Origin of the sequence: Mumia sp. zg.B21, assembly GCF_019550855.1 — a bacterium.
Classification (GTDB): domain Bacteria; phylum Actinomycetota; class Actinomycetes; order Propionibacteriales; family Nocardioidaceae; genus Mumia.
This window is the reverse complement of sequence record NZ_JAHWCJ010000004.1, coordinates 734,427-757,013: the sequence shown is the minus strand read 5'-3', so window position 1 is coordinate 757,013 and position 22,587 is coordinate 734,427. Positions and strand designations below refer to the sequence as shown.

The 22,587-nt window shown below is 71.8% G+C and carries 24 protein-coding genes and 1 riboswitch; of the genes, 3 read left to right on the top strand and 21 right to left on the bottom strand.

The window, feature by feature from the left end; genetic code table 11:
* Positions 1-65: 65 nt before the first annotated feature.
* The 7 genes from pheT to infC form a co-directional block, all read right to left on the bottom strand.
* Positions 66-2,561 (bottom strand): phenylalanine--tRNA ligase subunit beta, encoded by a 2,496-nt coding sequence (pheT, locus tag KV100_RS18890; RefSeq protein ID WP_220344675.1) that lies wholly within the window; start codon positions 2,559-2,561, stop codon positions 66-68.
* The gene (pheS, locus tag KV100_RS18885) at positions 2,561-3,664 is read right to left on the bottom strand and encodes a phenylalanine--tRNA ligase subunit alpha (RefSeq protein ID WP_220344674.1); all 1,104 of its coding nucleotides are present in this window, start codon (positions 3,662-3,664) and stop codon (positions 2,561-2,563) included. Before pheS ends, pheT begins: the two co-directional genes overlap by 1 nt.
* Positions 3,665-3,779: 115 nt before the next feature.
* Entirely contained in the window at positions 3,780-4,829 is a 1,050-nt protein-coding gene (locus tag KV100_RS18880; RefSeq protein WP_220344673.1) for an ATP-binding protein, read from the bottom strand.
* Positions 4,826-5,668, bottom strand: coding sequence for an RNA methyltransferase (locus KV100_RS18875; protein ID WP_220344672.1), 843 nt, complete (start codon positions 5,666-5,668; stop codon positions 4,826-4,828). The genes KV100_RS18880 and KV100_RS18875 overlap by 4 nt, the downstream gene beginning before the upstream one ends.
* A 22-nt stretch (positions 5,669-5,690) precedes the next feature.
* A complete protein-coding gene (gene rplT, locus KV100_RS18870; protein WP_220344671.1) occupies positions 5,691-6,080 on the bottom strand; it encodes a 50S ribosomal protein L20 in 390 nt (129 codons plus the stop codon).
* A 50-nt stretch (positions 6,081-6,130) separates the two neighbouring features.
* Complete coding sequence (locus KV100_RS18865; protein ID WP_255559395.1) at positions 6,131-6,319, bottom strand: 50S ribosomal protein L35; 189 nt, start codon at positions 6,317-6,319, stop codon at positions 6,131-6,133.
* Positions 6,320-6,329: 10 nt separating this feature from the next.
* Positions 6,330-6,974, bottom strand: coding sequence for a translation initiation factor IF-3 (infC, locus tag KV100_RS18860; protein ID WP_374106984.1), 645 nt, complete (start codon positions 6,972-6,974; stop codon positions 6,330-6,332).
* Positions 6,975-7,363: 389 nt separating this feature from the next.
* Here infC and KV100_RS18855 point away from each other — a divergent pair, with 389 nt between their 5' ends.
* The gene (locus KV100_RS18855) at positions 7,364-7,657 is read left to right on the top strand and encodes a DUF4333 domain-containing protein (RefSeq protein ID WP_220344669.1); all 294 of its coding nucleotides are present in this window, start codon (positions 7,364-7,366) and stop codon (positions 7,655-7,657) included.
* Positions 7,658-7,676: 19 nt separating this feature from the next.
* Here the strand turns inward: KV100_RS18855 and KV100_RS18850 are convergent, their stop codons facing one another.
* Positions 7,677-8,150 (bottom strand): SseB family protein, encoded by a 474-nt coding sequence (locus KV100_RS18850; RefSeq protein ID WP_308291482.1) that lies wholly within the window; start codon positions 8,148-8,150, stop codon positions 7,677-7,679.
* A 65-nt stretch (positions 8,151-8,215) separates the two neighbouring features.
* Here KV100_RS18850 and KV100_RS18845 point away from each other — a divergent pair, with 65 nt between their 5' ends.
* On the top strand, positions 8,216-8,680 hold the full coding sequence (locus tag KV100_RS18845) for a hypothetical protein (RefSeq protein ID WP_220344667.1): 465 nt from the start codon (positions 8,216-8,218) through the stop codon (positions 8,678-8,680).
* A gap of 47 nt (positions 8,681-8,727) precedes the next feature.
* Here KV100_RS18845 and KV100_RS20290 read toward each other — a convergent pair whose 3' ends face one another.
* The 11 genes from KV100_RS20290 to fmt all read right to left on the bottom strand — a co-directional run bounded on the left by KV100_RS20290 (position 8,728) and on the right by fmt (position 18,104).
* Complete coding sequence (locus KV100_RS20290; RefSeq protein WP_220344666.1) at positions 8,728-9,144, bottom strand: PH domain-containing protein; 417 nt, start codon at positions 9,142-9,144, stop codon at positions 8,728-8,730.
* Between the two features lie 38 nt (positions 9,145-9,182).
* Entirely contained in the window at positions 9,183-10,028 is an 846-nt protein-coding gene (gene hisG / locus KV100_RS18835; RefSeq protein WP_220344665.1) for an ATP phosphoribosyltransferase, read from the bottom strand.
* Positions 10,029-10,127: 99 nt separating this feature from the next.
* Positions 10,128-10,391, bottom strand: a complete 264-nt coding sequence (locus KV100_RS18830; protein WP_220344664.1) for a phosphoribosyl-ATP diphosphatase — start codon at positions 10,389-10,391, stop codon at positions 10,128-10,130.
* 6 nt (positions 10,392-10,397) lie between these two features.
* Positions 10,398-10,871, bottom strand: coding sequence for a 6,7-dimethyl-8-ribityllumazine synthase (gene ribH / locus KV100_RS18825; RefSeq protein WP_220344663.1), 474 nt, complete (start codon positions 10,869-10,871; stop codon positions 10,398-10,400).
* Positions 10,868-12,169, bottom strand: a complete 1,302-nt coding sequence (locus tag KV100_RS18820; RefSeq protein WP_220344662.1) for a bifunctional 3,4-dihydroxy-2-butanone-4-phosphate synthase/GTP cyclohydrolase II — start codon at positions 12,167-12,169, stop codon at positions 10,868-10,870. The genes ribH and KV100_RS18820 overlap by 4 nt, the downstream gene beginning before the upstream one ends.
* Entirely contained in the window at positions 12,166-12,861 is a 696-nt protein-coding gene (gene pnuC / locus KV100_RS18815; protein ID WP_220344661.1) for a nicotinamide riboside transporter PnuC, read from the bottom strand. Before pnuC ends, KV100_RS18820 begins: the two co-directional genes overlap by 4 nt.
* Positions 12,858-13,475 carry a riboflavin synthase gene (locus tag KV100_RS18810; protein WP_220344660.1) on the bottom strand — a complete coding sequence of 206 codons (618 nt, stop codon included), beginning with the start codon at positions 13,473-13,475 and terminating at the stop codon, positions 12,858-12,860. The genes pnuC and KV100_RS18810 overlap by 4 nt, the downstream gene beginning before the upstream one ends.
* The gene (gene ribD / locus KV100_RS18805; RefSeq protein ID WP_220344758.1) at positions 13,475-14,497 is read right to left on the bottom strand and encodes a bifunctional diaminohydroxyphosphoribosylaminopyrimidine deaminase/5-amino-6-(5-phosphoribosylamino)uracil reductase RibD; all 1,023 of its coding nucleotides are present in this window, start codon (positions 14,495-14,497) and stop codon (positions 13,475-13,477) included. Before ribD ends, KV100_RS18810 begins: the two co-directional genes overlap by 1 nt.
* Before the next feature lie 117 nt (positions 14,498-14,614).
* Positions 14,615-14,745, bottom strand: a riboswitch (FMN riboswitch).
* A gap of 97 nt (positions 14,746-14,842) precedes the next feature.
* Complete coding sequence (rpe, locus tag KV100_RS18800) at positions 14,843-15,514, bottom strand: ribulose-phosphate 3-epimerase (RefSeq protein WP_220344659.1); 672 nt, start codon at positions 15,512-15,514, stop codon at positions 14,843-14,845.
* A 300-nt stretch (positions 15,515-15,814) separates the two neighbouring features.
* Complete coding sequence (locus KV100_RS18795) at positions 15,815-17,188, bottom strand: RsmB/NOP family class I SAM-dependent RNA methyltransferase (RefSeq protein WP_220344658.1); 1,374 nt, start codon at positions 17,186-17,188, stop codon at positions 15,815-15,817.
* Positions 17,181-18,104, bottom strand: a complete 924-nt coding sequence (fmt, locus tag KV100_RS18790; protein WP_220344657.1) for a methionyl-tRNA formyltransferase — start codon at positions 18,102-18,104, stop codon at positions 17,181-17,183. The genes KV100_RS18795 and fmt overlap by 8 nt, the downstream gene beginning before the upstream one ends.
* Before the next feature lie 134 nt (positions 18,105-18,238).
* On the opposite strand from fmt, the gene KV100_RS18785 reads away from it, so the two are divergent.
* Positions 18,239-19,231, top strand: a complete 993-nt coding sequence (locus KV100_RS18785; RefSeq protein ID WP_308291480.1) for an LD-carboxypeptidase — start codon at positions 18,239-18,241, stop codon at positions 19,229-19,231.
* Positions 19,232-19,274: 43 nt separating this feature from the next.
* Here the strand turns inward: KV100_RS18785 and KV100_RS18780 are convergent, their stop codons facing one another.
* Both KV100_RS18780 and metK read right to left on the bottom strand, forming a co-directional pair.
* The gene (locus KV100_RS18780; RefSeq protein ID WP_308291479.1) at positions 19,275-21,296 is read right to left on the bottom strand and encodes a primosomal protein N'; all 2,022 of its coding nucleotides are present in this window, start codon (positions 21,294-21,296) and stop codon (positions 19,275-19,277) included.
* A gap of 44 nt (positions 21,297-21,340) precedes the next feature.
* The gene (metK, locus tag KV100_RS18775; protein ID WP_220344655.1) at positions 21,341-22,534 is read right to left on the bottom strand and encodes a methionine adenosyltransferase; all 1,194 of its coding nucleotides are present in this window, start codon (positions 22,532-22,534) and stop codon (positions 21,341-21,343) included.
* Positions 22,535-22,587 lie beyond the last annotated feature (53 nt).

Below are 22,587 nucleotides of genomic sequence, written 5' to 3'. Positions count from 1 at the left end.
CGACTGCAAGGTCCTGCAAGGCGGGGTGGGGGTGGTGCCAGTCGTCCGGCCCCACCCCTCTCCCGTCAGGTGCGCTGAACCGCTCCGGTGACCTCGCCGGCGCGGGCAACGGCCGCGTCTCGTACGGTCGCCGTCTCGGCCTCGGTCAGCGTGCGCTCGGGCGCCCGCATCCGCAGCGCGAAGGCCAGGGACTTGTGCCCCGCGGGCACCTGCTCGCCGGTGTAGACGTCGAAGAGTCGCACCGACTCCACCAGGTCGCCGCCACCCTCGAGGAGGGCGTCGGCCACGTCCTGGCTGGGGACGGACTCCGCGACGACGAGGGCCACGTCCTCCTTGGCGACGGGATACGTCGAGAAGGAGGGCCGCGGGCCGAGCTCCGGCGCCGCACCCAGGATCGCGTCGAGATCGACCTCGGCCGCGACGGTGCGGGCCGGGACGCCGTAGGCGCGACAGACACGGGGGTGCAGCTCCCCGGCGAACCCGACCGGCGCACCGTCGACGCGCAGGACAGCCGTACGGCCGGGGTGCCATGGCGCAGGCACCTCACCGCCGCCGACCGCCAGGTCGACGTGCACCGCGGACGCCACGCGGCGGACGGCCTCGACGGCGTCGGCCCACTGCACGCGACGGCCGTCCCCCCACCAGCCGGCCCGCTCGCGACGACCGGTCGCCGCCAGCACCAGGTGCAGAGGCTGGTCGGGCAGAGCCTCGTCGAAGGCGGCGTACTCCTCCGCGCTCGGCGCCCGGTCGACGCCGTAGACCGGGGCCTCCGGTGCGGACTCCTTGGGCAGGAAGACGCGGCCGGTCTCGAAGATCGCCACGTCGTCGTGCCCGCGCCCGACGTTGAGGGCGAGGGCCTTCATGGCGCCCGTCATCAGGGTGGTCGTCAGGCCGGGCTCCTCCGCGGAGAGCGGGTTCTCGAGGAGGACCTGGTCGCGCCGAGGATCGTCCTCGGGGATGCCGAGCTGGTCGAAGTCAGCAGGCCCCGCGAACGGGAACGTCTTGACCTCGACGTAACCGGCTCCGGCGAGCACCAGCCCAGCACGCCGTCGCAGACGCTGCTGGGTGCTCAGCCCGCGGCCGGCCGGGGCGTGCGGCAGCACGGACGGGACCTTGTCATAGCCCACGTAGCGCAGCACCTCCTCCACGACGTCGTACGGGTCGGTGAGGTCCAGGCGCCACGAGGGTGGCACGACGTGGAGGGTGCCCGCCTCGTGCTCGACCGTGCACGCGTTGGCCTCTAGGGCACGCACCGCCGTCTCGGCATCGACGTCGACACCGGAGATCCGGGCCGGAAGATCGTCGGCGAGCGAGATCTGGGGCGCTGCAGGCGGCGTCCCGACCGATGTGAGGCCGTCGGAGATCCGACCTCCGCCGTGCTCCACGAGCAGCTCGGCCACCCGCTGGGCGGCGTACGGCGGCAGTGCCGGGTCGACCCCGCGCTCGAACCGACGGGACGCCTCGCTGCCGAGGCGCTGCAGCCGGGCCGTGCGCGCGATCGTCGGGGGGTCGAAGTGCGCCGCCTCGATGACGATGTCCGTCGTGCCGGCAGCGAGCTCTGTCGTCTGACCACCCATCACCCCGGCCAGACCGATCGGGCCGGAGTCGTCGGTGATCAACAGGTCGTCCGGCGTCACGTCGCGCACCACGTCGTCGAGGGTCGTGACCTTCTCCCCCGGACGTCCGCGGCGCACGGTGATCGGACCCGTCAACGCGCTGCGGTCGTAGCCGTGGATCGGCTGACCCAGCTCGAGCATGACGTAGTTGGTGACGTCGACCGCCAGCGAGATGGGACGCATGCCCATCAGCTCCAGCCGGCGTGCCATCCAGCGAGGGGTGGGCCGCGTCGGGTCGAAACCCGTGACCGTCCGGGTGACGAAGACCGGACAGGCGAGCGGGTCCTCGACGACGACCGGGTACGCGTCGGACCCGTCGCTCGGGACCTCGATCGCCGCCGGGTCGCGGAAGCCGACCTCGTAGCCCATCGCGGCGTCACGGGCGACGCCACGCAACGACAGCGCGTACGCACGGTCGGGGTTGACCTCCAGGTCGAGCACGTCCTCGCGGAGGCCGAGCAGCGCGATCGCGTCGTCACCGACCTCGGCGGAACCCTCGGGCAGCACGATGATCCCGTCGGGGTCACCCGCCGTCCCCAGCTCGGCACCCGAGCAGATCATGCCGTCCGAGACGTGGCCGTACGTCTTGCGCGAGCTGATCGCGAACGGTCCGGGCAGCACCGACCCCGGGAGGGCGACGACGACCAGGTCACCGGGACCGAAGTTGTGGGCGCCGCAGACGATGCCACGGGGCGCGCCGTCGGCGGCGTTGTGGTCCGGGCCGACGTCGACCGAGCACCAGTTGATCGTCTTGCCGTTCTTCTGCGGCTCGGGCTCGGCCGACAGCACCCGACCGACGACGATCGGACCCGAGATGTCGGCGCCGACGGCGTCGATCTCCTCGAGCTTGAGGTCGAGCATGGTGAGCCGGTCGGCCAGTGCGGCAGTGCTCAGGTCGATCGGCAGGTCGGCGTACTCCCTCAGCCACGAGACTGGGACGCGCATCAGATCTCCACTCCGAACGGTTCGGTGAACCGGACGTCTCCGTCGAACAGGTCGCGCAGGTCGGCGATGTCGTACCGGCCGGTGATCGTCCGGTCGAGCCCGATCCCGAAGGCGAAGCCGGTGTAGCGCTCGGGGTCCACGCCGTTGGCGATCAGCACCCGCGGGTTCACGACGCCGCAGCCGCCCCACTCGACCCAGCCCTCGCCCTTGCACGTCCGGCAGTCGGCGACCGTGGCGGGATCGTTGTGGCAGACGTAGCAGAGCAGGTCCATCTCGGCGCTCGGCTCGGTGAACGGGAAGTAGGAAGGACGGAACCGCGTCGTCATGCCCTCGCCGTAGATCGCCTGCGCGAAGTGGTCGAGGGTGCCCTTGAGGTGGGCCATCGACAGACCCTCGTCGATCGCGAGGCCCTCGACCTGGTGGAACACCGGCGAGTGCGTGGCGTCGAGCTCGTCGGTGCGGAAGACCCGCCCCGGCACCACGACGTAGATCGGCGGCTTCCGGGTGAGCATGGTCCGCGCCTGCACGGGCGAGGTGTGCGTGCGCAGCACCATCGCGGCCTTGTGCGGGGCGACCCAGAACGTGTCCTGCATCGTACGAGCGGGGTGGTCCGGTCCCAGGTTGAGCGCGTCGAAGTTGAGCCACTCGGCCTCGACCTCGGGTCCCTCGGCAACCTCCCAGCCCATCGCCACGAAGATGTCGGCGACGCGCTCCTGGATGGTCGTCAACGGGTGACGCGCACCGACGGGCTCTCGGTCGGTCGGCAGCGTGACGTCGACCGTCTCCTCGGCGAGCATGCGCGCCTCGGCCTCGACCTCGAGCACGGCCGTACGCTCGGCGATCGCCTCCGCGAGGGCCTTGCGGGCCTGGCCGACACGCATGCCGGCGTCCTTGCGGGCCTGCGGCGGGAGCGCGCCGATCTCGCGGTTGGCGAGCGCCAGCGGCGAACGGTCTCCGGCGTGGTCGAGGCGCACCTGCTTGAGCGCCTCGAGCGAGTCTGCGGCCGCGACCGCAGCGAGAGCCGCGTCACGCATCGCCGCGACCTCCTCAGGCTGCAGCGGCGAGACCTCGACCGGGTCGTAGTCGCTGTTGGGTCCGGACATGGTCACCTTTCTTCGGCACGGGACGTCGGCCCCGGCGCTGCTCGCGCGGCACCGAACACGTCCTCGGCTCCTGCGTCGTCCCGTCTGGTCAAGTCTAGGGAGGTTGTCGAACCCGTTATCCCCGCGGGCCGTCGCGGAGCACCTCGGGCACGTTCTCGGGGAACCAGACCCCCACGCACGCGCCTCCCTTGTCACCGTCGCAGACCTCGATCTCGCCCCCGTGGGCGTCGACCACGCCCTTGACGATGTAGAGGCCGAGGCCCGTGCCGCCCCGGTCGCCCGAGCGCCAGAAGCGGGTGAACATCCGCGCGCGGATCTCCTCGGGGATCCCGGGTCCGAAGTCGAAGATCTCGAACGCCACTCCGTCGGGGAAGCGCGACGGGCGCCTCACGACGATCTCTCGGACACCCATCCCGTGCCGCTGGGCGTTCTCCACCAGGTTGGTCACGACCTGCGCGAACCGGTCGGGGTCGACCCACACCTTGGGCAGGTCCTCGTCGGCGGTCACCTCGAGCGTGAGGCCGCTCCCGGCCGCGACGTTCTCCAGGATCCGTCGTGTCTCCTCGGCCAGGTCGACCGGCTGCGGGCGCAGCGTGAGCCGCCCGGAGTCGATCCGTGCGGCGTCGAGAAGGTCGGTGATCAGACGCGAGAGGCGGTCGGCGTCGGAGTCGACGGTCTCGAGCATCAGCTGACGCTGCTCGTCTGAGAAGCGGTCCCAGTTGTTGAGGAGCGTGGCCGTGAACCCCTTGACGCCGGTCAACGGCGAGCGCAGCTCGTGGGCCACCGTCGCGACGAGGTCGGATCGTGCGCGGTCACGGTGGGCTCGTGCCTTCGCGGTGCGCAGGCACACGACGACCTCGCGGACGGGCTGGCGCGGGGCGTCGCGGTGGAGCGTCGCGGTCACGAGGATCTCGACCCCGGACTGGGTGTGCCAGCTGGACTCCGAGAGCCGGGTGCGCGTCGACAGCCCGGTGTAGGGGCGCATGCAGTCGAACCAGCAGTTGCCGGCCAGGTCGTCGAGCGGGAGGGCGTCGGAGAGGTGGAGCCCGATCAGCTCCTCGGCGCTGCGCTGGAGCATCCGGGACGCCGCCGCGTTGACACGGAACACCGTGCCGTCGGCGTCGGCGAGCACGACCCCGTCGGGAAGCAGGTCGACGTCGATCATGGCCGCCGTCCCTCGGCCGGGGTCGTACGACCGGCGCGGGCGGAGGCGTACAGGCAGACCGCGGCGGCGGTGGCCAGGTTGAGGCTCTCGGCGCGGCCGAAGATCGGCACCGCGACGACCGTGTCGGCGAGCGCGCGGGTGGCGGCGGGCAGCCCCCAAGCCTCGTTGCCGAACAGCCACGCCGTCGGGCCGTCGAGCAGGCCGCTCTGCTCGGCGGCGAAGAGATCGACGTCGGCGACCCCGTCTGCGGCGAGGACTCGGAGTCCGACGGCCTGCAGCGCCGACACGGCCGCGGCCGTGTCGCGCTCCACCACCACGTCGAGGTGGAAGAGGCTGCCGACGCTGGCGCGGACCGCCTTGGGATTGTAGGGGTCGACCGAGTCGCCCAGCAGGATCACCGCGTCGGCACCAGCGGCGTCCGCGCACCGTACGACCGCGCCGGCGTTGCCGGGGTCGCGAACCTCCGCGCAGACCGCGACCAGGCGCGGGGAACGCTCGAGCACCGAGGAGAGCGGGACGTCGAGGTAGTCACAGACCGCGACCACGCCCTGCGGCGACACCGTCTCGCTGATCGCCGCGACCACCTGGTCGTCGACGACCTGCCAGCGGGATCCCGCAGCTGCGACCAGCTCGGGGTAGCGGGCGGTGACGTCCGGGGTCGCGTAGACCTCGCGGACCTGGCCGGCCTCTCGCGTCCCGGCGTCGAGCGCCTCGCGGACGGCCTGCGGCCCCTCGGCGAGGAAGGCCCGCTCCTTCTCCCGGAAACGCCGCGTGGCGAGCCTGCGGGCAGCCTTCACCCTCCCCGTACGGGGGGTGAGGACGTGCTCGGGACTCGCCACGTTGCGTACGCAGAAGCCTGAATCAGGCCGCGGCGTCCTTCGGCTTGTTGACGTCGTCGGGGAGGCTGGCCTTCGCCGACTCGACCAGAGCCGCGAAGGCGCCCGGATCGCTGATCGCCAGGTCGGCGAGGATCTTGCGGTCGACCTCGATGCCGGCCAGGCGAAGACCCTGGATGAAGCGGTTGTAGGTCAGGCCGTGCTGACGGACACCGGCGTTGATGCGGGTGATCCAGAGGCGACGGAAGTCGCCCTTCTTGGCGCGGCGGTCACGGTAGCTGTAGACCAGCGAGTGGGTGACCTGCTCCTTGGCCTTGCGGTACAGGCGCGAACGCTGTCCGCGGTAGCCGGATGCGCGCTCCAGCGTCTCGCGGCGCTTCTTGGCTGCGTTGACGGAACGCTTGACGCGTGCCATGGGTTACTCCTCGTTCGGTGTGACTCGGGTGCGGCGTGCGAGGTCTCGGCTCAGAGGCCGAGCATCTTCTTCACGCGGGGGACGTCAGCCTTCGCGATCGGCTGGTCGCCGCTCTCGAGGCGGGTGCGCGCCGTGTTGGACTTCTGCATCAGGTGGGTACGACGACGGCCGTGCTTGTGCACGAGCTTGCCGGTGCCCGTCACCTTGACGCGCTTCTTCATGCCCGAGTTGCGCTTCATCTTCGGCATCTCATGCCTCCATGTCGGGGTCGATGTTCTCCGAGCGCTTGCGCGGCTTCTTGGCCGACACAGGCTGCTCGCTCGCGTCACGCTGCGCCTTGTCGAACTCTCGGTCGGCGTCGCGCTCGGCTGCCCGCTCGGCTGCGAGACGATCCTTCGCCTCCTTGGCCTCCACACGGGCTTCGGACTTCTTCTTGTGCGGTGCCACGACCATCGTCATGTTGCGGCCGTCCTGACGAGGGGACGCCTCGACGAAGCCGAGCTCCTCGATGTCGCCGGCGAGGCGCTGGAGGAGACGGAAGCCGAGCTCGGGCCGGCTCTGCTCGCGACCGCGGAACATGATCGTGATCTTGACCTTGTCGCCCTGCTTGAGGAACCGCTCGACGTGACCCTTCTTGGTGTCGTAGTCGTGCTGGTCGATCTTGGGGCGCAGCTTCATCTCTTTGATGATGGTGTGCGTCTGGTTGCGCCGGGACTCGCGTGCCTTCTGGGCGGTCTCGTACTTGAACTTGCCGTAGTCCATCAGGCGGCAGACCGGCGGGCGGGCCGTCGGAGCGACCTCGACCAGGTCGAGGTCGGACTCCTGAGCCAGCCGCAGGGCATCGTCGAGTCGGACGATGCCGACCTGTTCGCCGTTGGGTCCGACGAGACGCACCTCGTTGGCGCGAATGCGGTCGTTGACGCGCAGTTCTGTGGTGATGGGTCCTCCTGAGTTCGTACCGGTCGGTTCGTCGTGCGACGACCACCGTGAACGAAAAAATGGCCTTCGCTTGCGAAGCGAAGGCCAGGGTCCCCACGCATGAGATGCGCGCTGTCTCCTCGACGGTCCGGAGGACGTCTCGGTGACGAAGAACCCGACGATCCGAAGATCGCCCAGGTGGGAGTGGTCTCCACTTCGACGGCCCACAGTAGCAGACGGTCCGAACCGACCGAAATCCGACGGGGATCGTGCCGAGCACCACCGTCCAGGGTCAGAGCCTGCGACAGATTTGTTAGGCTTCCGCGCGTCCCCGGCCCTCCCCGGGACATGACCGAGGAGCAGTCGTGAGGATCCCCCTGCGTGTCGTGGCCGCCTGCGGCGCAGCCGCCCTGCTCTCCGCCTGCGGGAGCGAGCCGATCGACGCCGACCGCCTCGAGCAACGCATCAGGACAGGGTACGAGCGCCAGGTCGAAGGGACCACGGTGAAGTCCGTCACGTGCCCCAGCTCGCTCAAGCGGGAGCCCGGCGTCACCGCCACCTGCCGCCTCACGCTCTCGACGGGTGTGTCCGGGACGGTCGACATCCGTGTGCGTGACGACAAGAAGATCGAGTGGAAGGTCGCCGGCGCCGCGGGCTGAGGCCAGGGACCCGGTCGGGCTAGGAGTGCCGGGTCCAGCCCCACGAGCCGCCGACCAGGACCAGCTCGTCGCCGGCGGCGAGGTGCTCGAGGTCGTCGGTCTCCACCACCACCGGCACGGTCCCGGCGAGGTCGAGAAGCAGCGCCGTGGCGCCCTCTGCGAGCGCGGCGCGTGCCGCCTCGCGGGCCCACACCGGCACCGGACGCGCCTCGGGGCGCCAGCGCCGGAGGGTCTCGAGCGCGCTGAACGCGAGGAGACCCTTGCGGCCGTCCGCCCCCGTGAGCATGACCGTCGCCATGTCGGCTTCCTTGTCGCCGTCGGTGGCCGTCTCACCCCGTACGGCGACGACCGGGACCAGCACCCGGGCGCGGGCGAGGGCGACCAGGACAGGCCCGAGGTCACCCTCGGCGTCATACGCCGTCAACGCCGCAGCGAGGCCCGGATCGACCGAGCCGTCGTCGCCCGGGAACGCGGGTTCAGCCAGAGATGCCACACCCACCACGCTAACCGGTGGGCACGACCGCGCCTGCTCCGAGGTCGGTGCGGCAGACTGGGGGCATGACCGCCGATGCCGTCACCCTGCTCCCCTGGGCAGCCCTGCTGTCCGCGATCGCCGTCTTCTTCGCGTGGCGGGCGTGGAAGGCAGGCGACCGTGCCGCCGTGGTCCGGCGCGTCGGATGGGCGCTGGTGCCATGGGCGCTCTGGCTCGTAGGGGCGCTCAAGCTCGTCGTACGCATCGGGTCCGCCGTCGCCGACTGGGCGGCCGGGTTCGTCTTCCGGCCCTCCGTCTGGCTCGGCATCGCCCTCGCGATCGTCGCGGTGCTGTTGATCGTCGCGGGGTCGCGGGGCCGCGGCAAGAGTCGTGCCGTCGAGGGCGGTGCGCCCACGAGGGACGCCCCGGCGGTGGGGGCCGCGCCGAGCACGCGCCGGAAGAAGGGCAGCCCGAAGAAGAGCGGCGCCACGGCGCAGGACGACGACCTCGCCGAGATCGAGGACATCCTGCGACGGCACGGCATCGAGTAGCCGTCGCAGGTCGCCCTCACCGGTGCGTTCGCGTGAGCGTCGGCGGCTCAGCGCCCGGCGTCGAGGATCCGCTCGCGCAGGTACCAGACCGCGTCCCGTGCCCGCGGGCCGTCCGACGCCGGGATGCCCATCATCATGATGCGCCGGTCGTCCCGGGTCGCCAGCACGGGCCACGGGGCACCGGACGAGTAGGCGACATCGACGATCTCCGACCACCGGAGGTCGTGGTTCCGATAGCCGTTGCGGACGTGCAGCCCGTCGTTGTCGGCGATCACGCGACTGCGCCCGATCCCCCACATCGCGGCGTCGAACGCCAGAAGGAACAGGGCTAGCGTCGCCGTCTGCGGCCAGGTGAACTGCGCGCGGACCTCGGCGGGCAGGGTCAGCGCGATCGCGAAGAACAGCACCCACAGGCACACGATGGCCACGATCCCGACGACGCGGGGTCCGACAGGTCGGAACACCCGTCGACCGTCAGCCGCCGCGCCGGACGTCTCGCCGCTCACAGCCGGCACGCCAGGATGTCGGTGACGAGCGTGCCGCGTGCGCCGAGGGTCCACAGCTCGTCCATGACCTTCTGGGCAGCGTCGCGACGCACCATCGAACGGACCGCGACCCACCCTTCGCGATGAAGCGGCGACACCGTCGGCGACTCGATCCCGGGGGTGAGCGCCACGGCGGCCTCGACCTGCTCGACCCGGATGTCGTAGTCCATCATCACGTACGACCGGGCGACCAGGACGCCCTGGAGACGACGCTCGAACACCGCGAAGCCGTCCGGCTCCGGGCGGTCCTTCGGACGGATGACGACGGCCTCGGAGGTGAGGATCGGCTCACCGACCACCTCGAGGCCCGCCTGTCGCAGGGTCGAACCGGTCTCGACCACGTCGGCGATCACGTCGGCCACGCCGAGGCGTACCGACGACTCGACCGCACCGTCGAGGCGGATGACCTTGGCGTCGAGTCCTCGTTCCTCCAGCCAGGCGCGCACGATGCCCGGGTACGAGGTGGCGATGGTGCGACCGCCGATCGCATCGAGGCTCGGCAGCTGACCCAGCGGTGCTGCGAAGTGGAAGCTGGATCCGCCGAAGCCCAACGACACCACCTCGTCGGCTGCCGCCCCGGAGTCGAGGAGCAGGTCGCGGCCCGTGACTCCGACGTCGAGCGTGCCCTCGCCGACGTAGATCGCGATGTCACGCGGACGGAGGTAGAAGAACTCCACGTCGTTGTCGACGTCGAGGGTGACGAGGTCCCTGGTGCTGCGGCGCTGGCGGTATCCCGCCTCGACGAGCATCTGGGCGGCGGACTCGGACAGCGAGCCCTTGTTGGGTACGGCGACTCTCAACATGGCGGTCTTCCCGATCGGTTCTGGTGCTCGCCGGACCCGGAGGCACGGCGGTCGTCTGCAGGCGAAGGCACGGGCAAGGGTGACGTGGCAGCTTGCCCGTCACAGATGCGCGTAGACGTCGTCCAGCGTCAGTCCCTTGGCGAGCATCATCACCTGCACGTGGTAGAGCAGCTGGCTGATCTCCTCGGCCGTCCGCTCACGGGTCTCGTGCTCAGCCGCCATCCACGACTCGGCGGCTTCTTCGACCAGCTTCTTGCCGATCGTGTGCACGCCGCCGTCGAGCTCGACGACGGTGCGCGAGCCCTCGGGGCGGTTCACCGCCTTGTCGCTCAGCTCGGCGAAGAGTGCGTCGAAGGTCTTCATCGAGGCCTAGCGTACCGAGGCGAGGACGCGCGCCGTCGCGACGGCTGCCTGCGCCGCCTCCCGACCCTTGTCCTCCCTGCTGTGGGGCAGGCCGGCACGGTCCAGCGCCTGCGCCTCGTCGTCACAGGTCAGCAAGCCGAACCCGACCGGGACCCCGGTCTCGAGGGCGACACGGGACAGGCCGTCCGTCGCGGCCTGGCAGACGTAGTCGAAGTGCGGCGTGCCACCTCGGATCACGACGCCGAGCGCGACGACCGCGTCGTACCCGCTGCGGGCGTAGGCCTGGACGACGGGTGGGAGCTCGAACGAGCCGGGAACCCGTACGAGGACAGGCTCGGCGCAGCCCATCGCCGAGAGCGCGTCCTTCGCGCCGGCGATCAGTCCGTCCATCACCACGGTGTGCCACGACGACGCGACGATCGCGATCTTCAGGCCGTGTCCGTCGGCGCTGCTCAGGTCGGGCGACCCCTGTCCGCTCATCGTGCGTTCTCCTCCATGTCGGCAGCCTTCTCCTCGATCTCGACCAGGTCCGGAAGGTGGTGTCCCATCCGCTCGGCTTTGGTCTGCAGATAGCGCAGGTTGTCCTCGGTCGGGTTGATCGCCAGCGGGACACGCTCGGTGACGGCGACCCCGAAGCGCTCCAGCGCCGCGACCTTGTCCGGGTTGTTGGTGAGCAGCCGCACCGAGGACACGCCCAGGTCGCGCAGGATCTGCGCTCCGTCGGCGTAGTGCCGGGCGTCGATGGGCAGCCCGAGCGCCAGGTTGGCGTCGACGGTGTCCTGACCGTCGTCCTGGAGCGCGTACGCCCGCAGCTTGGCGAGCAGTCCGATCCCCCGTCCCTCGTGCCCCCGCAGATAGACGATGACGCCGGCACCGTGCTCGGTCACTGCGGCCATCGACGCCTGCAGCTGCGGGCCGCAGTCGCAGCGCTGGGACCCCAGCACGTCCCCGGTCAGGCACTCGGAGTGGACCCGGACCAGCACGTCGTTCCCGTCACCCAGGTCGCCGTGGACCAGCGCGACCTGCTCGTTGCCGTCGACGACGTTGCGGTAGCCGTACGCGGTGAACGTGCCGAACTCGGTGGGCAGACGCGTCTCGACCTCCCGCGCCATCTGCGACTCGTGCCGCCGGCGGTAGGTGATGAGGTCCTCGATCGAGATCATCGCCAGGTCGTGCTCGTCGGCGAACTCCCGCAGGCGCGGCGCCCGCATCAGGCTGCCGTCGTCGTTGATGAGCTCGCCGATGACACCGGCAGGTGTCAGGCCCGCGAGGCGGGTGAGGTCGACCGCCGCCTCCGTGTGCCCGGCTCGCGCCAGGACGCCGCCGGGCTTGGCGCGCAGCGGAAGGATGTGGCCGGGCTGCACGAGCTCACGCGGCTCGGTCGCGGAGTCGGCGAGGACTCTGACGGTGCGTGCCCGGTCGGCGGCAGAGATGCCGGTGGTCACGCCGTCGCGGGCGTCGACGGAGATCGTGTACGCCGTCTTGAGCCGGTCGCGGTTGTGCGGCGTCATCAGCGCGATCCCGAGCCGGTCGAGGATCTCGCCGGTCACCGGCGCGCACACGTACCCGCTGGAGTAGCGGACCATGAGCCCCATCAGCGCCGGGGTCGCCTTGCTGGCCGCGAAGATCAGGTCGCCCTCGTTCTCGCGTCCCGGGTCGTCCACGACCACGACCGCCTTGCCGGCCGCGATGTCGGCGACCGCCCGCTCGACCGTGTCCAGGCGTACGGCGTCCAGCGCCTCGTACGGGTCGGGATCCTGCTTCGCCGCAGTCCTCATGCCACCGCCTCCGCTCGCGGGTCGTCGATCCTCGGTGCCTCGTCGCGTGCCGCCCGCCGCCACACCACGAAGCCCCAGACGACGAAGCCCGCGTAGACCGCGTAGAGCACCGCCGACGGGTAGTACTGGAAATAGATGAGCTCGGGGACGCCGACCAGGTCGACGGCGATCCACACGAGCCAGAAGTCCACCCACCCTCGGGCCATCGCGAAGGTGGCGAGGATGGAGCCGACGAAGATCCACGCGTCGGCGACGTAGTACCAGCCCGGAGCCGGCCAGCCGGCGCCGATCTGGGTGAACAGCCACGCGCAGAAGACGACGGCGATCGCGCCGGCGAGCAGGTACGCCGTCCGCTCGCGGCGGGTCGCCCAGCGCGGGACCACGGCCGGCGCATCGGGCTCGGTCCGGCTGCTCCGCCAGCGGTACCAGCCGTAGACCGAGACGGCGACGAAGAACACCTGGCGCGCGGCCTGCCCGAAGAGCGGCGCACCGTAGCCGCCGAGCGCGGTCCCGAGGAACACGGTGAACAGCAGCACGTTGCCGACGATCCCGACCGGCCACGCCCAGACCTTGCGGCGCATGCCCCCGATCGCGGACGCCAGCCCGAACCCGTTGCCCGCGATCTCGCGCCACGCGATCGGGTGCCCGCCGATCGTCAGGTGGGCGTCGTAGAGGTCGATGAGGACGCTCATGAGCGCGGTTCCCCCTCGGTCGCGCGGCCAGAGACGAGCAGACGCTCGACGTACTTCGCGAGCACGTCGACCTCGAGGTTCACCGGGTCGCCCGGCTGCTTCGTGCCGAGCGTCGTCGCCGCCAGCGTGGTCGGGATCAGCGAGATCGTGAAGGTCTCGTCGTCGACGTCGACGACCGTGAGCGACGTGCCGTCGACGGTGACGGAGCCCTTAGGAACGAGGTAGCGACCGAGCTCGCGGGGATAGGCGACCGCGACGACCTCCCAGTGCTCGCTCGCCGTCCGCGACGCGATGGTCCCGGTACCGTCGACGTGTCCCTGGACCACGTGACCGCCGAAGCGTCCGTCGGCTCGCATCGCACGCTCGAGGTTCACCGGGTCGCCGACCGCCAGCGCACCGAGCGAGGTCTTGTCGAGCGACTCCTTCATCACGTCCACGGTGAAGGTGTCGGCATCCTGGTCGGTCACGGTCAGGCAGCAGCCGTTGACGGCGATCGAGTCGCCGTGGCCGGCGTCGGAGACCACCAGCGGACCGCGGAGGGTGAGCCGGATCGCGTCGTCCTGCTCCTCGATGCCGGCGACGCTGCCGAGCTCCTCGACGATTCCTGTGAACATCAGGCGCCTACTTTCCGGGTGGATCCGGCCCGCTGAGGGCGGGCGGTCAGCCTCAGGTCGGGGCCGATTCGGGTGATGTCGGTGACGTCGAGCCGTACGGTGTCCGCGATCGTGTCGATGCCGGTCCCCCGCAGGGCGTTCGGGCCGGCGCCGAGGAGGGCGGGTGCGAGGTAGGCCACCACCTCGTCGACGAGTCCAGCAGCGATGAACGCACCGGCGAGCACCGGGCCGCCCTCGAGCCACACGTGGCGGATCTCCCGCTCGGCGAGCGCAGCCATGGCGTCGTCGACGTCGCGGGTCCGCAGGTGCAGGAACGGTGCCTCGTCGTCGCGGACTCGCGCGTCGGCCGGGACGGAGCGCTCACCGATCACGACCCGCGCCGGCTGCTCGTCGTACGGCAGGGGCGCGTCCTCGTCGTCGCGGAGGGTGAGTCGCGGGTCGTCGGTGATCACGGTCCCCGTGCCGACGACGATCGCGTCGCACACGCTGCGCAGACGCTGCACGTCCAGACGCGCGGCCGACCCGGTGATCCACCGGCTGGTGCCGTCGGCGGCAGCGCTGCGCCCGTCGAGGGTCGCGGCGAACTTCCAGGTCACGAACGGCCGGCCGGTGCGTACGGCGTGGGCCCACGCTGTGTTCAGCGCCTCAGCCTCGTGGGCCAGCACTCCGCCCTCGACGTCGACGCCCGCCGTACGGAGCCGATCGGCACCGCCGGCACCGATCGGATTCGGGTCGTCCATCCCGTAGACCACCCTGACGACCCCTGCGGCGATCAGCGCCTCCGAGCACGGACCCGTGCGGCCGGTGTGATTGCACGGCTCCTGCGTGACGACGACCGTCGCCCCGCGAGCCGCCTCACCGGCGTGCGTCAGCGCATCGACCTCGGCGTGCGGCGTCCCCGCACCTCGGTGGGCGCCCACGGCGATGACGGCTCCGGACGGGTCCAGGATCACGCAGCCCACGCGCGGGTTGGGCAGCGCCGTGTGCACCGCGTCTCGGGCGGCGGCGAGCGCGCGCCGCATCGCCGTTTGCTCGTGATCGTCTGCCACCGGTCCGCCCTCTCGTCTACTGACGCGGGCTCCGGGGTCGTCGAACGGACGCCTCTGCGTGCGGACCCACGGGTCCCACGTCAGAGGTGTCTGCGTGATCCTCCCATCCGGACTTTCACCGTCGGTCCTGGAGTTCCACCAGGTCAACCAGTCGCCCGGAGGCTTCTGGGTCGCGGACTGTTACCGCCGGCTCGGAATTACACCGACCCCGGAGCACGCAATGCTCTGGAGCCAGTGTACGAGAGGCCCCGCGACACCCGCACCATCCCGCCGGTCGGTGAGACGTACGCCACGCGCCCAGGGGTGAGCCGGGGCTCCTCAGGCGTGACGGTGGTTCGCGGCCGCGGCCTGCTCCCGCAGCTGGTCGACCATCGCCGCCGGGTCGTCCGCGCCGAAGACCGCGGAGCCGGCGACGAACGTGTCCGCACCGGCCTCGGCGCACCGCTCGATCGTCGTCGCGGAGACTCCGCCGTCGACCTGGAGCCAGATGTCGCCGCCGTGCTTGTCCAGCAGCGCCCGGGTGCGCCGGATCTTGGGGAGCATGATGTCGAGGAACGCCTGCCCACCGAATCCCGGCTCGACGGTCATCAGCAGCACCATGTCGAGCTCGGGGAGAAGATCCTCGTACGGCTCGATGGGTGTGGCGGGCTTGAGCGCCATCGACGCCCGTGCGCCACGCGCGCGCAGCTCGCGGGCGAGGCGTACGGGCGCGGCCGCCGCCTCGACGTGGAACGTCACGCTGCCCGCCCCGGCCTCGGCGTACGCAGGCGCCCAGCGGTCGGGGTCCTCGATCATCAGGTGCACGTCGATCGGGGTCTCGGTGACCTTGCCGATCGCCTCGACCACGGGCAGGCCGAGCGTGAGGTTGGGGACGAAGTGGTTGTCCATGACGTCCACGTGCAGCCAGTCGGCGTTCGCGATCCGCGTCACCTCGCTCTCGAGGTTGGCGAAGTCGGCGGAGAGGATGCTCGGCGAGATGCGCAGGCCCATGGCGTCAGGCTAGCCGGACCCGCCGATGTGCCCGACACGTGAGTCCCCGTCCCCTGCCGCTCGCGGGTCACCGTCGCGCACTCGCGGGTCACCGCCGCGCGCTCGCGGGTCACCGCCGCGTGCTCGCGGGTCACTCTCTGGCGCTCGCGGGTCACCGCCGCGTGCTCGCGGGTCACTCTCTGGCGCTCGCGGGTCACCATCCGCGCGGAGAGTGACCCGCGGACCCCAGAGACCGACCCGCGGACGCCAGAAACTGACCCGCGGGCGCCAGAGGGTGACCCGCGAGCGGAGAGGAAGGGGTCAGCGGGTGCGGCGCAGGGCCGCGACGAACATCGCGTCGGTCCCGTGCAGGTGCGGCCAGAGCTGGACGTACGGCTCCGAACGCTCGAGGTGGGGCACACCGGCGAGCACGCTGGTCGCGTCGACGAGCTCGACGTCGTCACGTGCGGCGAGCACGGCCTCCACGACCTCGCGGGTCTCGCGCCGGTGCGGCGAGCAGGTCGCGTAGGTCACCACCCCGCCAGGTCGCGCAAGGTCCACCGCATGGTTCAGCAGGTCTCGCTGGAGCACCGTCAGGTCGTCGAGGTCCGACTGCTGCCGGCGCCACCGCGCCTCGGGCCGCCGCCGCAGCGCCCCGAGACCGGTGCAGGGCGCGTCCACGACCACACGGTCGTATGCGGTGCCGGTCTCCAGCGTGCGTCCGTCCTCGACCGACACATCGACGTTGTCGAGCAGCCGCACGGCCGATCGGACGAGCTCCGCACGGTGCGGCGTGACCTCGTTGGCGAGCACGTGCGCGTCACGTCCGCCGGCGATGGCGCCGAGCAGGGCCGCCTTGCCGCCGGGGCCGGCGCAGAGGTCGAGCCAGTGCTCGTCGGCCCCGTCGACGGCGAACGACGCGGCGGCGATCGCGACCAGCTGCGACCCCTCGTCCTGGACGCCGATCCGACCCTCGCGCACGGCAGGCACGGCGCCCGGGTCGCCGCCGGCGAGCCGGAACGCGTACGGCGACCACTCCCCCGCCTCGCCCTCGAGACCCTCGAGGTCTTCGGGCTCGGCGAGTCCCGGGCGAGCCACCAGCGTGACCCGCGGAGGTGCGTTGTCAGCCGCCAGCAGCGCCGCGAGCTCCTCCGGCGCGGCGTCGCCGAGCGCATCGCGGAACGCCTCGACCACCCATCGCGGGTGTGCGTGGACGACCGCCAGGTGGCCGACCGGGTCGTCGTCGTACGGCGGGGCGACGCACGACACCCACGTGTCCAGGTCAGCGGCGGCGACCTTGCGCAGCACCGCGTTGACGAACGAGGCGGGCCGGTGCCCGATCACGGCGCGGGTCAGGTCGACGCTGGTCGAGACCGCCGCGTGGCTCGGCACCCGCATGGCGAGGAGCTGGTGGACCCCCAGCCGCAGGACGTCACGCACCGGGGCGTCGATCCCCTTGGGAGCGAGCCGGTCGAGCACCGCGTCATAGGTGCGGGACCTCCGGATCGTGCCGTGGGTCAGCTCGGTGGTGAAGGCCGCGTCCCGTCCCGTGATGCCGTTCTCGCGCAGGAGGCCGGGCAGCAGGAGGTTGACGTAGGCGTCCTGCTCCTCGACCGCGCGCAGCACCTCCCACGCGACCCGGCGGGTGGGGTCGACGCGCTGGCGTGTCTGCGGACGGTCGCGGCGCTCAGCCAAGGCGGGTCCCCGACTCGAGACGGGCGCCTCGCGCCCAGTCCGCGGCCGGCATCGCCTTCTTGCCGTGCGGCTGGACGTCGCCGAGCACCACGTCGGTGGTGCCGGTGCCGACCCGGACCTCCGTCTTCGAGACACCGAGCGCGCCCGGCTTCAGCTCGGCGCTGTCGAGCACCGTGACCGGCCCGACCTTGAGGCGCTCGTCGGCGTAGGTCGTCCACGCGCCCGGGGCGGGAGTGCAGCCGCGGATCCGCCGGTCGACCCCGAGGGCGGGCGCGGACCAGTCAACCCTCGCGTCCTCGGTGGTGAGCTTCGGCGCGTACGACAGCCCGTCCTCCGGCTGGGGGCGCGCCTCGATGTCACCGAGGGCGAGATGGTCGAGCACGTCGACGAGCAGGCCTGACCCCACGTCGGCCAGCCGCGCCAGCAGCGTCCCCGCGGTGTCCTCGGGCCGGATGCGCTCGGTCAGCAGCCCGAAGACCGGACCGGCGTCGAGCTCGGGGACCAACGAGAACACCGACGCGCCCGTGACCTCGTCCCCGGCGATGAGTGCGTGCTGCACAGGTGCGGCTCCACGCCAGGCGGGCAAGACGGAGAAATGGAGGTTGACCCAGCCCAGGCGCGGGATCGCGAGCACGTCGGCCGGGATCAGCCCGCCGTAGGCGACGACGGGTGCGCAGTCCGGAGCGATCTCGCCCAGGCGCGCCACGAAGTCGGGATCGCTCGGACGCGGCGGCCGCAGGACCTCGATCCCGAGGTCGAGCGCCCTCGCGGCCACCGGAGACGGGCGCAGCGTACGGCCGCGGCCGGCGCGCGCGTCGGGTCGGGTGACGACAGCGGCCACCTCGTGGTCGCTCTCGACGAGGGCATCCAGGGCAGGCAGCGCGACCTCGGGGGTCCCGGCGAAGACGAGTCTCACAGGACCAGCGTAGGGGGCGCCTCCTGCCGAAATCCGGTCGCTCCGCGCCACCGGCGTGATGGGGTGGAGATATGACTCAGCAGCCGCACCCCGTCGTCCATCCCCCGAAGCCCCGACAAGGCGACCGTGTCGCGGTGCTCTCCCCCTCCTTCGCGGCCCCCGCGCACTTCCCCGCCGTCCACGAGCAGGCGATGGTCCGGTTGCGCGAGGTGACCGGTCTGGAGCCGGTCGAGTACGCAACGACACGGGCCGACTCCTCCGCAGAGGCACGGGCGAGCGACATCAACGCCGCATTCGCCGATCCCGACATCCGCGCGATCCTCGCCACGGTCGGCGGCGACGATCAGATCACGGTCGTCCGCCACCTCGACCCCGCCCTCGCCCGCGCCGACCCCAAGCCCTTCCTCGGCTACAGCGACAACACCAATCTCCTCAACTGGCTCTGGGTGAACGGCGTCGCCGGCTTCTACGGCGGATCGACGCAGGTCCACCTCGGGGCGGGACCCGGCGTGGACGCGATCCACGCGGCCTCGTTGCGCGCGGCGTTGCTGTCCGGCGGCACCCTCGAGCTCAGCGAACCCGGGGAGTCCGAGGACACCGGGAGGCCGTGGGACGACCCGACCGCGCTGACCGCGTACGGCGAGCGCGAGGCCACGGAGCCGTGGACCTGGCACGGCCCGGCACGCTCGGTCACGGGCCGCACCTGGGGCGGGTGCCTGGAGGTCCTCGAGTGGATCCTCACCGCCGACAGATTCCCTTTCCCGCCGAGAGTGCTCGACGGGGGTGTGCTGCTCGTGGAGACCTCCGAGGAGCTGCCCTCGGCACAGACGGTGGGTCGCATCCTCCGGTCGATCGGCGAGCGCGGGCTGCTCTCGGCCGTCGACGCGGTCCTCGTCGCGCGCCCACCGACGTCCGACCTGGAGCACCGACCCCCGACCGACGAGCGTCGACGCCTCCGCGACGCCCAGCGAGACGTGGTCACAGCGACCGTCGCGACCTACAACCCGGAGGCGGTCGTCGTCGTCGGCATCCCCTTCGGACACACGCGTCCCCAGTGGATCGTGCCCTACGGCGGCACGATGACCGTCGATGGCGAGCGGCAACGGGTGGTGGCCGACTACTCGTGACACCGCCTGCTCACCGGGGTCCGCCTCACCGGGCCGCAGCCTGTCAGCCGAGAGCCTGGGGATCGATCGCGATGCGGTACGGGCGAGCCTTGTGCACCGCCCGCTCCGACTGCGCCACCTGCAACCGGCGCGCGAGGGCAGCACCCTCCGTACGGGGCACTGCCACGATCAGCCGACCCCACGGGTGGTCCTCGTCCTCCCCTGCCGGCCGGAGCTCCACAGGCCCGAGGACCTGAGCGTGCTCCGGCCACGGTCCACCCGCGAGCTCGCGGAGGGCGGGCAGCTCGCCCTCGACGGCTGCGAGCCGGGCCGCGGGCGGGAGCCGGGTCTCGATCCGGGCGACCAGCTCTCGCTCGGCGTGGCCGACGGGATCGGCCCGCACCAACGCCTGGAGCACGGGCAGCCCGGGATCTCCGACGGCGACGACCTGGCCGCCGTCGGTCGACGACCGCACCAGCGCGGAGGCGTTGAGCCAGCGGCGCAGCGACTCCTCGTGCGTCCGCAGGTCGGGTCGGGAGAGGGAGGCGGCGGTGTCGAGGAGCAGCGCGGCAGCGTATCCGCGCTCGGCGCGCGGCTCCGCCCCCGGCGTCGCGACGACGATCGCCGGCTCGTCGGGCACCTCGCGCAGCACCGCGTCACCGGCGGAGCTGCGGACCCGCACGCCGGGGAAGGCGCGCCCGAGCTCTTCTGCGGTACGCCGCTCCCCCGACACCGGTGCCCGCAGCCGCCTCCCCCCGCAGGTGGGGCACGACCAGTCGGCGGCCGCCTCGCCGCACCACCGGCAGCGGGGGGCGTCCCCGGGCCGGTCCTGGCCGAGGGGTCCGCTGCAGCGCCCGCACCGGGCCGGTGTCCGGCAGTCCTGGCACGCGAGTGCGGCCCGATAGCCGACGCGCGGCACCTGGACGAGCACCGGGCCGACGGCGAGCCCCGACCGGACCGCGGCGAACGCCGCGCCGGGGATCCGTGCGGCCTGGAGCGCCCCCGCCCCCGCGTCGATGGTGATCCGCGCCCAGTGCGCACGCCGTTCGCGCATCGGGGCCGTGAGAGAGCGGCACCACCCGGAGGCGACGAGCTGCTGGGCCTCGGCCGTGCGTGCATAGCCTCCGACGAGCACTCCGCACCCGGTGTCCCACGCCCGCGTCAGCAGGACCTCACGGGCGTGCGGGTACGGCGCCCGTGGCTCGGCGAGCAGGTCGTCGCCGTCGTCCCAGACGGCGACGAGCCCCAGGTCGTGCACGGGTGCGAAAGCGGCCGCACGGGTGCCGACCACCGCGCGGACCTGACCTCGGGCGAGGGCGAGGAACGCCGCGTAGCGTGCCGACGGACCGAGGTCGGCGGTGAGGACCACATGGCGGCCCGGTCCGAGGACCTCGGTGAAGACGGCATCGGCGCGCACCACGTCGGAGACGTCGGGGAGACAGACCACCGCCCCGCGTCCCGAGCGCAAGACGGCGTCGACGGCCTGCGCGAGCGCGCGCTCGGGCGGATCGGACGGCACAGCGTTCCACACGGCGCGGGGGCCGGAGCCGTCGGCAAGGGCGTGGACGAAGTCGGAGCCGCCCTCGTACACCGCCCAGGCGTCGTCCTGGGCAGGACCGAGCGGCTCGATCGCGACCTCGCGCGGGGCCTTCTTCTCGGTGCGGGCATGACGGGGCGGGACGGCCAGGCGGACGACGTCGGCGAAGACACCGGCGTAGCGGTCGGCGACCTCGCGGCACAGGCGGACGACGTCGGGACGCAGCACCACCTCCGGCGAGAGGACACGACCGAGTCGGCCCAGACGGCCGACGTGCTCGGTCGTGGCCGCTCGCTCGAGGACGAAGCCGCCCACCTGCTTGCCGGCGAAGCGGACGGTGACTCGACAGCCAGGCACCGCGTCGTCGGCCAGGTCGGCCGGCACCAGGTAGTCGAACGGGCGGTCGAGGTGGGCGAGACTGACGTCTGCCGCCACGCGCGCGATCGGGAGGTGCTCGGCGGCACCGGCGAACCGTGGGTCGGCCGCGCGCGGCCCCGGCGGAGGGGTCTCCTCCACCAGGGCCGGCTGAGCGTCGCGCGTCTCGGTCACCAGGTAGTTCTACCAAGGGGTCCGGACGTGGGCGTGTGCCGCAGTCAGACTCCGGCGGCCGCGCGCAGGGCGTCGGCCCGGCCGGTCCCCTCCCAGGTGAACTCGGGGAGCTCGCGTCCGAAGTGACCGTAGGCCGCGGTCTTGGCGTAGATCGGGCGCAGGAGGTCGAGGTCGCGCACGATCGCGGCGGGACGCAGGTCGAAGACTTCATCGACGGCGGAGACGATGCGCTCCAGCCGCACCTTCTCGGTGCCGAACGTCTCGATGTAGAACCCGACCGGGTGCGCCTTGCCGATCGCGTAGGCGACCTGGCACTCGACCCGGCTGGCGAGTCCGGCCGCCACGATGTTCTTGGCGACCCACCGCATCGCGTACGCGGCGGAGCGGTCGACCTTGCTCGGGTCCTTGCCGGAGAAGGCGCCGCCACCGTGGCGAGCCATGCCTCCGTAGGTGTCGATGATGATCTTGCGGCCGGTCAGGCCGGCGTCGCCCATGGGGCCGCCGATCTCGAAGCGACCGGTCGGGTTGACCAGCAGCCGGTAGTCGGCGTGGTCGATGTCGAACGTGTCCAGGACCGCGTCGACGACGTGCTTCTTGACGTCGGGGGTGAGCATCGCCTCGAGGTCGATGTCGGCGGCGTGCTGGGTCGAGACCACGACCGTGTCGACCCGGACAGGCCGGTGGTCGTCGTCGTACTCGATGGTGACCTGGGTCTTGCCGTCGGGACGCAGGTAGGGAACCGTGCCGTCCTTGCGTACGGCGGTCAGCCGCTCCGCGAGCCGGTGCGCGATCGTGATCGGCAGCGGCATGAGCTCGGGGGTCTCGTCGGTGGCGTAGCCGAACATCAGCCCCTGATCACCGGCACCCTGCAGGTCGAGCGGGTCGGCCGAGCCCTCGGCCCGCTCCTCGTAGGCCTGGTCCACGCCCTGGGCGATGTCGGGCGACTGCTGGCCGATCGTCACGGTCACACCGCAGGATGCGCCGTCGAAGCCCTTGGTCGACGAGTCGTAGCCGATCTCGAGGACGCGGTCGCGCGCGATCCGGGCGATGTCGGCGTACGCGCGGGTGGTCACCTCTCCACCGACGAGAACGAGTCCGGTCGTCACGAACGTCTCACAGGCGACGCGCGCCTGGGGGTCCTGCGCGAGGAGTGCGTCGAGCACGCTGTCGCTGATCTGGTCGGCGATCTTGTCCGGGTGACCCTCGGTCACGGACTCAGAGGTGAACAGGCGGCTCACAGGGTGTCCTTTCGGCTGCCGTTGGACGAGTCGACCCAGCCTATACCGCGGGT

Coding starts and splice junctions, on each gene's coding strand:
- pheT (WP_220344675.1), bottom strand. CDS start 2,561: ATGCGCGTCCCAGTCTCGTGGCTGAGGGAGTACGCCGACCTGCCGATC.
- pheS (WP_220344674.1), bottom strand. CDS start 3,664: ATGTCCGGACCCAACAGCGACTACGACCCGGTCGAGGTCTCGCCGCTG.
- KV100_RS18880 (WP_220344673.1), bottom strand. CDS start 4,829: ATGATCGACGTCGACCTGCTTCCCGACGGGGTCGTGCTCGCCGACGCC.
- rplT (WP_220344671.1), bottom strand. CDS start 6,080: ATGGCACGCGTCAAGCGTTCCGTCAACGCAGCCAAGAAGCGCCGCGAG.
- KV100_RS18865 (WP_255559395.1), bottom strand. CDS start 6,319: ATGAAGCGCAACTCGGGCATGAAGAAGCGCGTCAAGGTGACGGGCACC.
- KV100_RS18845 (WP_220344667.1), top strand. CDS start 8,216: ATGACCGCCGATGCCGTCACCCTGCTCCCCTGGGCAGCCCTGCTGTCC.
- hisG (WP_220344665.1), bottom strand. CDS start 10,028: ATGTTGAGAGTCGCCGTACCCAACAAGGGCTCGCTGTCCGAGTCCGCC.
- KV100_RS18830 (WP_220344664.1), bottom strand. CDS start 10,391: ATGAAGACCTTCGACGCACTCTTCGCCGAGCTGAGCGACAAGGCGGTG.
- ribH (WP_220344663.1), bottom strand. CDS start 10,871: ATGAGCGGACAGGGGTCGCCCGACCTGAGCAGCGCCGACGGACACGGC.
- KV100_RS18820 (WP_220344662.1), bottom strand. CDS start 12,169: ATGAGGACTGCGGCGAAGCAGGATCCCGACCCGTACGAGGCGCTGGAC.
- pnuC (WP_220344661.1), bottom strand. CDS start 12,861: ATGAGCGTCCTCATCGACCTCTACGACGCCCACCTGACGATCGGCGGG.
- KV100_RS18810 (WP_220344660.1), bottom strand. CDS start 13,475: ATGTTCACAGGAATCGTCGAGGAGCTCGGCAGCGTCGCCGGCATCGAG.
- ribD (WP_220344758.1), bottom strand. CDS start 14,497: ATGCGGCGCGCGCTCGCCGCCGCCCGAGACGCGGTGCACACGGCGCTG.
- rpe (WP_220344659.1), bottom strand. CDS start 15,514: ATGGGCCTGCGCATCTCGCCGAGCATCCTCTCCGCCGACTTCGCCAAC.